This window comes from Bradyrhizobium sp. 142, assembly GCF_023074015.1.
Classification (GTDB): Bacteria; Pseudomonadota; Alphaproteobacteria; order Rhizobiales; family Xanthobacteraceae; genus Bradyrhizobium.
Genome location: NZ_JADPKQ010000030.1, coordinates 44,473 through 54,061 on the forward strand (window position 1 = coordinate 44,473; position 9,589 = coordinate 54,061).

Genomic DNA, 9,589 nt, shown 5'->3' on the forward strand with positions numbered 1-9,589 from the left:
CCAGGCCTACCGGGCATCGCCCGGCGGGTCCAACCGAGCAGCAAACGCCAGCGGAGAGCGAGTTGACCATCAGGGGTAAGGCCTACATTGCCGGGATTTACGAGCACCCGACCCGGCATGCGCCGGACAAATCCACCGCCCAGCTCCATGCCGAGGTCACCAAGGGCGCGATCGAGGACGCCGGGCTGAGCAAGGACGACATCGACGGTTATTTCTTGTCCGGCGACGCGCCGGGCGGCGCCTGGCCGATGGTCGATTATCTCGGTCTCAACACCAAAAAACTCCGCCATATCGACAGCACCGATACCGGCGGCTCCTCCTACATCATCCAGCTCGGCCATGCGGCCGAAGCCATTGCCGCGGGCAAATGCTCGGTTGCCCTGATCACGCTCGCGGGCAAGCCGCGCACCAGCCACACCCCACCACGCGCCCCTGGCGCCGAGGCCGATTTCGAGACGGCCTATGGCGCGACCACCCACAATGCCTATGGCATGTGCGCGATGCGTCACATGCACGACTATGGCACCACCTCCGAGCAGCTCGCCTGGATCAAGGTCGCAGCCTCGCATCATGCGCAGTACAATCCGCATGCAATGCTCAAGGACGTCGTCACCGTCGAAGACGTGTTGAACTCGCCGATGATCTCCGATCCCTTGCACCGGCTCGATTGCTGCGTCGTCACCGATGGTGGAGGCGCATTGATCGTGACCTCTCCGGAAATTGCCCGAAGCCTGAAGAAGCCGCTGGTCCGGTTGATCGGTCACGGCGAAGCGATGAAAGGTCCGAACGGTGGCAAGGATCTCGATCTGACCTATTCCGCCGGCATCTGGTCGGGCCCGCGCGCGTTCGAGGAAGCCGGCGTGACGCCAAAGGACATCAAATATGCCTCGATCTACGACAGCTTCACGATCACCGTGCTGATTCAGCTCGAAGACCTCGGCTTCTGCAAGAAGGGCGAGGGCGGCAAGTTCGTCGCCGACGGCAATCTGATCTCGGGCGTCGGCAAGCTGCCGTTCAACACCGATGGCGGCGGCCTCTGCAGCAACCATCCGGTCAACCGCGGCGGCATGACCAAGATCATCGAGGCCGTCAGGCAGCTACGCGGCGAGGCGCATCCGAAGGTGCAGGTTCCGAATTGCGATCTCGCCATCGCCCACGGCACCGGCGGCCTTTTGGGCGTTCGCCACGCCGCCTCGACGGCCATTCTGGAGCGCGTGTGATGGTAGATGCAAAAAAATATCCCGCCCCGGTGACCAATCCGGAGACCACGGCATTCTGGGATGCGGCGAAGCAGGGCAAGTTCATGATCAAGCGCTGCACCGCTTGCGGCGAAGCCCATTACTTCCCGCGCGTGATCTGTCCGTTCTGCTATTCGGACAAGACGGTGTGGGAGGAGAGTTCGGGCGAGGCGACGATCTACACCTACAGCCTGATGCGTAAATCACCGACCGGCCCTTACGCGATCGGCTACGTCACGCTGAAGGATGGGCCGTCGCTCCAGACCAACTTTGTCGATTGCGATCTGGAGAAGCTCAAGATTGGCCAGAAGGTGAAGGTGGTGTTCAAGCCGACCGACGGCGCACCACTGCCGTTCTTCACACCCGTCTGACACCAAGGAGTGCCGCAGCGGTTACCGGCGCCCGGATCATCAACTGATGATCTCATCACGGCGCAATTCGGCAATGCTCGCGTCTGAAAGGCCCATTTCCTTCAGGACATCATCGGTATGTTGCCCGAGGGTAGGCGGCGGCAGCCCGGGAGCGCGCTCCTCTCCGACGAATGTCACGGGATGGCCGACGCAATTCAGGCGGCCAGCCGCGGGATGATCGTACTGCATGATCAGCTTGTCCGCTTTCGTATGCGGATGATCCAGGAGTTGGGCAAGCGTATTGATCGGCGAACAGGGAATGCCGACCTCATTCAGCGTCTCATTCCAGTACGCAACGGTGTTGGTGGTGATCACCGATTGCACATGCTGAAGGGTCTCGGCGCGATGCTTGACCCGTTCCGCATTGGTCCGGAACTTCGGGTCATCCACGATCGCATTCAGGCCAGCGACGCCGCAGAATTTGCGCCACAGATTGTCGTTGGCGACCCCGATCATGATCGGTCCGTCCGAAGCCTCAAACGCCTGATATGGGCATAACGATTCATGGCTGGAACCACACTTGGCGGGTTGCGTCCCCCGCTCCCAGTAGGTTTGGAGATTATAGCCCAGGATCCCAAGCGCAGTATCGAACAGCGACACCTGGATCGCAGCGCCCTTGCCCGACTTCTCGCGCGCAAACAGGCTGGCGAGTATGCCGCTGAAAGCATGCACGCCTGTCATCTGATCGATCGGAGAAATCGGGCTGCGGATATAGCCGCCGCCCTCGTCGCCGGTCATCGACATGATGCCGCCGAAGGCCTGGAGGATCACATCGTAACCAGGAGAGTTCTTGAGAGGTCCGGTCCGGCCGAACCCCGAGATGCTGCAATGGACCAGCCGGTCGTTGAGCGCACAAAGGCTCACCGCATCGATGCCCAGCCGCTCGGCAACGCCGGTGCCGAAGCTTTCGATGGCGACATCGGCGGACTTCGCGAGCTCGTGCACGAGCAACCGCCCCTTGTCCGACTTCATGTTGATCGCGATGCTTCGCTTGTTGCGATTGGCACTCAGAAACACCGTGCCGAGGCCAGGCGCGGGAAAGGGCGGCCAGCCGCGCGTCTCATCTCCCTGCCCCACCGCTTCGACCTTGATGATCTCGGCCCCGAGATCGCCGAGATATTGCGCGCAGAGCGGACCTGCGAGCACCTTCGAAAGATCGAGAACCTTGATACCCTCAAGAGGTTTTGACACGATTTCTCTCCTTACCGAAGGCGCGACTAGTTCAGTCCGGCGGCGAACAATCCGCCGAGATAGGCGGGAAAGCCCGCCTGCGTGACCAGGACATAGTCGGCGGCCCGCCGCTCCGCCTCGTCAAGCTGTGTGCGCCAGCCTGCGGCTGCGGCTTCGGCGTCAGCCAGCCGCGCGCGCAAGAGATCCTTGCCCCAAGTTCTCGGCTCGTCGTCATGCCAATAGGCGGCATCGGTGATGCGGCCGTCGAAGTCGGCCCGGCGCGGCTGCTCGACGCGAAAGCCCGCACGCGCGAAAGCATCGGAGAGTTCCTTGCCGCGCTCGGAATGAGCGCCAAGCACTTTCGATATCTCGGCGACCGCTTCTGTGATCTGGGGATTCACGCCCTTCTTCTTCAGCCGTTCGTAGTCGAGCCTCCCAAGAAACAGCGTCCGGATCATGTTGCGAGGCTCCCGCCGCTGGATCAGCTTTGCAAAGATCTGCATCTCGGTCCGGATCGCGCTATCGAAGTCCTGCGAAAGGCCTTGCTCGACGCAGTCGAGAATGGCCGATGGTGCCGGATAGTGGCCGAGCGTCTCTGCCAACATTTTGCTCCGGCTCGCACCAATGATTGCCGCGACGCGCGACGTGTCAGCCGCATGCCAGTCCGGCCGGTCCCACGGCTGTATGGCCGCCGGTTGCGACAAGACCCAGCGCTCGGCGGCGGCCACCTCTTCGCCCTGTCCCACCAATTCATCCGCAAGCCCGGCCGCAATGGCCGCCTGCCCTCCGATGCGTGCGCCGTCGAGCAGCACCGGCAGCGCAGCCTCAATCCCGATCAAGCGCGGCAACCGCTGGGTTCCGCCACCGCCCGGCAGCAAGCCGACCAGCGACTCCGGAAGGCCGAAGGTCGCCTGCGGGCGGTCGGCGATCACCCGATGATGCGCGGCAAGAGCGAACTCGCAACCACCGCCCAGGGCAAGGCCAGCAACCGCCACCGCAACGGGCTTGCCGGCAGTCTCGAGCCGGCGCAAGCCGTGGCTGAGCCGGAAGAAATGATCGAAAGCGAGACGATCGCGTTCGGCCGCAGGCGCCGCCATGATCATGTCATAGGCGGTCTCGAGCTCAGCGAGATCCGCGCCGGCGCAGAACGCCGTGGGCTTGCCGGAGCTGATCACGACGCCTATCACATCGCTTTGCTTGAGCCAGTCTGCGAACAGGCCAATTTCATCGATCGCGGCGTTCGAGAACACGTTCATCGAGCGGTCGGGCATGTCGAAGATCAGGTGCATGACGCCGTTCGTCGACATCTCGATTCGAAATTGCTTCAGCTGCGCTCCGATCGCCATCGCTCCCTCCTCCCACAACAGTTCATTGGTGTACGATCACACTTGCCTTCGCCGGTTTTCAGGTTGTATACCCAAGCCGAATACTGTACACTAGCAAACTAAATCAGACGGGACGCTTTTTGACAATGATCGAGCGCACGATCTTTCGCGAAGAACATGAGATTTTCCGGCAGACGGTGCGTCGCTTCGTCGACCGCGAGATCGTGCCCTGCCACGCCCAATGGGAAGAGGACGGTATTGTTCCGCGGGATCTCTGGCTGAAGGCCGGCGCCGCCGGCCTCTTGTGCTGCACCGTGCCCGAGGAATATGGCGGCATGGGCCTCGACTACCTCTTCGACGTGGTCGTGTTCGAGGAGCTCTGGCGCGCCGGCGCGAGCGGCCCCGGTTTTCTCATCCATACCGACCTCGTCGCGACCTATCTGCTGTCGTTCGGCAGCGAGGCGCAAAAGCGCAAATGGCTGCCCAAGATGGTCTCGGGCGAAGCCATCGGTTCGCTCGGCATGACGGAACCCCATGCCGGCAGTGATCTCAAGGCGATCCGCACCCGCGCGTCGCGCGACGGCGATGACTTCGTGATCAACGGCCAGAAGGTCTTCATTTCCAATGGCCAGCTTTGCGACTTCATCGTGCTGGCGACCAAGACCGACAGCCAGGCTGGCGCCAAGGGCGTGACCTTGTTCATCGTCGAAAGCAGCCGGGATGGCTTCAAGCGGGGCCGGAATCTGGAAAAGCTCGGCATGAGGGCGCAAGATACGTCCGAGCTATTCTTCGACAATGTCCGCATTCCCGCCAGCAACATGCTGGGCGCGGAAGGCAGGGGCTTTGCGCAGATGATGACCAAACTGTCGCAGGAGCGCTTGGCGCAGGCCATTCGCTCGGCAACCGTTACCGAGACCGTGATCGACTGGACGCTGCAATATACCTCTGAACGGAGCGCGTTCGGCCAGAAACTCGCCGACTTCCAGAACACCCAGTTCAAGCTCGCCGAGCTCAAGACCAAAGCGACCGTCGCCCGCGTCTTCACCGACAAGTGCATTGCGCTGTTTATGGAGGGCAAGCTCGACCCCGTCGACGCGGCGATGGCCAAGATGTTTACATCCGAGCTGCACTGCGAAGCGGTCGACGAATGCCTCCAGCTGTTCGGCGGATGGGGCTATATGTGGGAATATCCGATCGCCAGGGCCTATGCCGACGCACGGGTGGTGAAAATCGCCGGCGGATCGATCGAGATCATGAAGACGATCATCGCGCGGCAGATGTATTCTCAACGCGGGTATGACATTCAGAAGAACGGGGCGGCCTCGTAGGCCTTCCCATCTCCTTCGATGGCATCGAAGGTCGCCGGCAAAAATATAAACGACGAGGGAGATCAGCGTTGAAGGGCCTATCTGGAAAAGTTGCCGTCGTGACCGGCGGCGGACAGGGCATCGGACGAGGATTGACGCTGCGGCTCGCTGAAGAAGGCTGCAAGATCGCGATCTTCGACATCAATCCGCAAGGCGGCGAAGAAACCGCAAAGCTCGCGCCGCAGGCGGTCATCAAGACCTACGCGGTCGACGTGGGAGAAGCCGCTTCCGTCGAGGCGGCGGTTGGCAAGGTCGAAGCCGAGCTCGGTCCGATCTGGCTCCTGGTCAACAATGCCGGCTGGGACCGTCCGATGCCGTTCCTGAAGACCGACAAGGAGCTTTGGGACAAGATCATCCGGATCAATCTCTATGGACCGCTCAACACCCACAAGGCGATTGCGCCCTTGATGGCCGAGCGGGGCGGCGGCCGCATCGTCAATATCGCCTCCGACGCCGCGCGCGTCGGCACCAGCGACGAGGCCGTCTATTCCGCCTGCAAGGGCGGATTGATCTCCTTTACCAAGTCGCTGGCCCGCGAACTGGCACGCAAGAACGTCCTTCTCAACGCCGTCTGCCCCGGCCCGACCAACACGCCGATGATGGCGTCGGCCCTTGGCGAAGGCGAGCACGCCGTGAAATGGAAGGACGCCATGGTCCGGGGCATTCCGCTGAAGCGGATGGGCGAGCCGGACGACTACGGCGGGATCGTCGCGATGCTTGCTTCCGACGACGGCAAATTCATCACCGGGCAAACCATCTCCGTCTCCGGCGGAATGAACATGATCTAAATCGCGCCAAGAAACGCCAAGGAAACGCCATGACCGACCCCAAGCAATTCACCGACGTCATCTATGAAGTCCGCGACCGCGCCGCGTGGATCATCATCAACCGGCCCAAGGTCTATAACGCCTTCCGCGGCCAGACGCTCGAGGAGCTCATCCAGGCCTTCCACCTTGCCGCCAACGACCGGCAGGTCGCGAGCATCGTCTTGACCGGTGCTGGCGAGAAGGCGTTCTGCACCGGCGGCGATCAATCCGCGCATGAGGGCCAATATGACGGCCGTGGCGTGGTTGGGCTGCCGATCGACGAAATCCAGGGGTTGATCCGTGACGTGCCGAAACCAGTGATCGCCCGGGTCAACGGCTTTGCGATCGGTGGCGGCAACGTGCTCGCGACACTTTGCGATCTCACCATCGCTGCGGATCATGCCCAATTCGGTCAAGTCGGCCCCAAAGTCGGCTCGGTCGATGCCGGCTGGGGAACGGCTTTCCTGGCCCGTCACGTCGGCGACAAGAAGGCCCGCGAGATCTGGTTCCTCAACGAGCGCTATACGGCCGAGCAGGCGCGCGAGATGGGCCTCGTCAACAAAGTCGTGCCTATGGCGCAGCTTGACGCGGCCGTGAAGGACTGGACCGACAAGCTCGCGCAGCGATCGCCAACCGCGATCGCGCTCGCCAAGCGCTCCTTTAACGCCGATTCCGACAACATCCGCGGTATCAGCAATTTCGCGCTGCACGCCGTCAAGATGTTCTACGACACGGCGGAATCGAAGGAAGGCGTTGCGGCCTTCAACGAGAAGCGCGACCCGGACTTCCACAAATTCACATGATGGCCCATGCGCCGATAGCGATCGCAAGCTGAGAGATCACGCCATGGCGCCCCACAAGGTCATCATCTCCTGCGCGGTCACGGGATCGATCCACACGCCCTCGATGTCACCGCATTTGCCGGTGACATCAGCCGAGATCGCCGAATCCGCGCTCGGCGCTGCGGCGGCGGGCGCGGCGATCGTGCATCTGCACGCCCGCAATCCCGCCGACGGCAGGCCGGATCAATCGCCGGAAGCCTTCGAGCCGTTCCTGCGCGTCATCAAGCAGAGCTCCAACGTCGTTGTTAACCTGACGACCGGCGGTTCACCTTATATGACCGTCGAAGAGCGCGTGCGACCGGCAGCGACCTGGAAGCCGGAGGTCGCAAGCCTCAACATGGGCTCGATGAACTTCGGCCTATTCCCCATGCTGAAACGCTACAAATCGTTCAAGCATGACTGGGAGCCGCAGATGCTGGAAGGCTCTCACGACCTCGTCTTCCACAACTCGTTCAAGGATATCCGCTACGCGCTGGAGACGCTGAACGGCTCCGGCGCGCGCTACGAGTTCGAATGCTACGACACCAGCCATCTCTATAACCTGCATTATTTCTGGATGGAGGGCCTGGTGAAGGCGCCGCTGTTCATCCAGACCTGCTTCGGGTTGCTCGGCGGCATCGGCTCCCATCCGGACGATGTCATGCACATGAAGCGGACCGCCGATCGGCTGTTCGGCGACAACTACCGCTGGTCAGTACTCGGCGCCGGCCGCGCCCAGATGCAGGTCGCGGCAATGGCGGCGGCGATGGGCGGCAACGTTCGCGTCGGTCTGGAGGACAGTCTGTGGATCGGCGCGGGACGCCTCGCTGAAACCAACGCGGCGCAGGTGACACAGGTCCGCAAGATCATCGAAGGCCTCGGGCTCGAGATCGCAAGTCCGGACGAAGCACGCGAGATCCTCCAGCTCAAGGGCGGCGACAAGGTCGCCTTCTAGGGCTCAACCGACGGCTAGACAGACATGTTGCCAAATCGCCCGGTCTACGACGAAGAACACGCACTCCTCCGCGAAAGCGTCCGCCGCTTCGCCGCGGCGAAGATCGCGCCGCACTTCCAGGAGTGGGAAAAGGCCGGGATCATCGATCGCGTACTGTGGCCGGCGGCGGGTGATGCCGGCCTGCTCTGCCCGCAAGTGCCCGAACAGTATGGCGGCACCGGCGGCGACTTCCGCCACAACGCCGTCGTCATCGAGGAGCTGGCCTATTCCGGCTTCGCAGGTCCGGCAACCGACTTCTCCGTCCATAACGACGTCTGCTGCGGCTATCTCCTGAGTTACGGTACCGAGGAGCAGAAGGCAAAGTGGCTGCCGCGCATGGTCTCGGGCGAGATCGTCTGCGCGATCGCAATGACCGAACCCGGCACCGGCAGCGATCTGCAAGGCATTCGCACGCGGGCGGTTCGGGACGGCGACGCCTACGTCATATCCGGCCAGAAGACCTTCATCTCGAACGGCCAGATGTGCGACCTCGTCATCGTGATCACCCGCACCAATCCGGATGGCGGCTCACGCGGTATGAGCCTGGTCCTGGTTGAAACCGACCGCCCTGGTTTTCGGCACGGCCGCAACCTCGACAAGCTCGGCCATCTCTCCTCCGACACCTCGGAGCTTTTCTTCGACCAGGTCCGCGTTCCCGTGAGCAATCTGCTGGGCTCCGAAGGTGGCGCGATGGGCGCGCTGATGAGCGAGTTGCCGCAGGAGCGCTTGACGATCGCGCTTCACTCGATCGCGTCGGCACAAAAGGCGTTCGACATTACCAAGGCCTACGTGCTTGAGCGCAAGGCGTTTGGACAGGCGATCGGAACCTATCAGAACACGCGCTTCAAGTTGGCTGATCTCAAGTCGGACCTCCAGGTCGGCTGGGCCTATGTCGACCAGTGCCTGAGCCAGCACCTCCGTGGTGAGCTCAGCACCTATGCCGCATCGACGGCAAAGCTCTGGGTCACCGAGATGCACGGGCGTCTTGTCGACCAGTGCCTGCAATTCTTCGGGGGCTACGGCTTCATGCGCGAGTACGAGATCTGCCGGCTGTTTGCGGATGCGCGCGTGCTGCGCATCTATGGCGGCACGTCAGAGATCATGCGCGAACTGATCTCGCGCAACCTTTGACGCACGCCACAGCCTAGCATTACAGTTGTCTTTTTGATTTGACATGAGCGCGTTGAGCGGCAGCCTGATGAGCTCTGCGCCAGAAAGACCATGCGATGATGCGTGCGGGTTGAATACGCTTTCGAGCAAGTCTGATGGCAATGCGGCGGATTTCCTGGATTGACCAACGGATCAGTGGCGGCGTGGTTATGCTTTGGCTTTTGCCGGGGGGCGAGGTTTCGTTTTTTTGGCGGTGGCGGATTAGCGCGATGTTGGATCGCGGCCATCATGGCGAAGGCGAGCATCACCAAGGACACATGACGGTGCCAGCCATGCCAGGATCTGCTC

General features: G+C 62.1%; 9 protein-coding genes and 1 pseudogene. 7 read left to right on the forward strand and 3 right to left on the reverse strand.

The window, feature by feature from the left end:
- The first annotated feature begins 62 nt into the window (after positions 1 to 62).
- Entirely contained in the window at positions 63 to 1,220 is a 1,158-nt protein-coding gene (locus IVA82_RS02785) for a thiolase domain-containing protein (protein WP_247383110.1), read from the forward strand.
- On the forward strand, positions 1,220 to 1,609 hold the full coding sequence (locus IVA82_RS02790) for an OB-fold domain-containing protein (RefSeq protein ID WP_247383112.1): 390 nt from the start codon (positions 1,220 to 1,222) through the stop codon (positions 1,607 to 1,609). Before IVA82_RS02785 ends, IVA82_RS02790 begins: the two co-directional genes overlap by 1 nt.
- Positions 1,610 to 1,648: 39 nt before the next feature.
- Here the strand turns inward: IVA82_RS02790 and IVA82_RS02795 are convergent, their stop codons facing one another.
- Positions 1,649 to 2,839: a CoA transferase gene (locus IVA82_RS02795; protein WP_247383113.1), complete on the reverse strand. Its 1,191-nt coding sequence runs from the start codon at positions 2,837 to 2,839 to the stop codon at positions 1,649 to 1,651.
- Between the two features lie 26 nt (positions 2,840 to 2,865).
- Positions 2,866 to 4,164, reverse strand: a complete 1,299-nt coding sequence (locus IVA82_RS02800; protein ID WP_247383115.1) for an enoyl-CoA hydratase-related protein — start codon at positions 4,162 to 4,164, stop codon at positions 2,866 to 2,868.
- Positions 4,165 to 4,289: 125 nt separating this feature from the next.
- Between IVA82_RS02800 and IVA82_RS02805 the strand changes: the two genes are divergently transcribed.
- The 5 genes from IVA82_RS02805 to IVA82_RS02825 all read left to right on the forward strand — a co-directional run bounded on the left by IVA82_RS02805 (position 4,290) and on the right by IVA82_RS02825 (position 9,262).
- Positions 4,290 to 5,471, forward strand: a complete 1,182-nt coding sequence (locus IVA82_RS02805; RefSeq protein ID WP_247493155.1) for an acyl-CoA dehydrogenase family protein — start codon at positions 4,290 to 4,292, stop codon at positions 5,469 to 5,471.
- Positions 5,472 to 5,539: 68 nt separating this feature from the next.
- Positions 5,540 to 6,298 (forward strand): SDR family oxidoreductase, encoded by a 759-nt coding sequence (locus tag IVA82_RS02810; protein WP_247383119.1) that lies wholly within the window; start codon positions 5,540 to 5,542, stop codon positions 6,296 to 6,298.
- A gap of 29 nt (positions 6,299 to 6,327) precedes the next feature.
- The gene (locus IVA82_RS02815) at positions 6,328 to 7,119 is read left to right on the forward strand and encodes an enoyl-CoA hydratase-related protein (protein ID WP_247383121.1); all 792 of its coding nucleotides are present in this window, start codon (positions 6,328 to 6,330) and stop codon (positions 7,117 to 7,119) included.
- Positions 7,120 to 7,162: 43 nt separating this feature from the next.
- A complete protein-coding gene (locus IVA82_RS02820) occupies positions 7,163 to 8,092 on the forward strand; it encodes a 3-keto-5-aminohexanoate cleavage protein (RefSeq protein ID WP_247383122.1) in 930 nt (309 codons plus the stop codon).
- A gap of 24 nt (positions 8,093 to 8,116) precedes the next feature.
- On the forward strand, positions 8,117 to 9,262 hold the full coding sequence (locus IVA82_RS02825) for an acyl-CoA dehydrogenase family protein (RefSeq protein WP_247383123.1): 1,146 nt from the start codon (positions 8,117 to 8,119) through the stop codon (positions 9,260 to 9,262).
- 186 nt (positions 9,263 to 9,448) lie between these two features.
- On the opposite strand, the pseudogene IVA82_RS02830 reads toward IVA82_RS02825, so the two are convergent.
- A pseudogene (locus tag IVA82_RS02830) lies at positions 9,449 to 9,589 on the reverse strand (IS701 family transposase); the annotation flags it as partial.

Coding starts and splice junctions, on each gene's coding strand:
- IVA82_RS02790 (WP_247383112.1), top strand. CDS start 1,220: ATGGTAGATGCAAAAAAATATCCCGCCCCGGTGACCAATCCGGAGACC.
- IVA82_RS02800 (WP_247383115.1), bottom strand. CDS start 4,164: ATGGCGATCGGAGCGCAGCTGAAGCAATTTCGAATCGAGATGTCGACG.
- IVA82_RS02805 (WP_247493155.1), top strand. CDS start 4,290: ATGATCGAGCGCACGATCTTTCGCGAAGAACATGAGATTTTCCGGCAG.
- IVA82_RS02815 (WP_247383121.1), top strand. CDS start 6,328: ATGACCGACCCCAAGCAATTCACCGACGTCATCTATGAAGTCCGCGAC.
- IVA82_RS02820 (WP_247383122.1), top strand. CDS start 7,163: ATGGCGCCCCACAAGGTCATCATCTCCTGCGCGGTCACGGGATCGATC.
- IVA82_RS02825 (WP_247383123.1), top strand. CDS start 8,117: ATGTTGCCAAATCGCCCGGTCTACGACGAAGAACACGCACTCCTCCGC.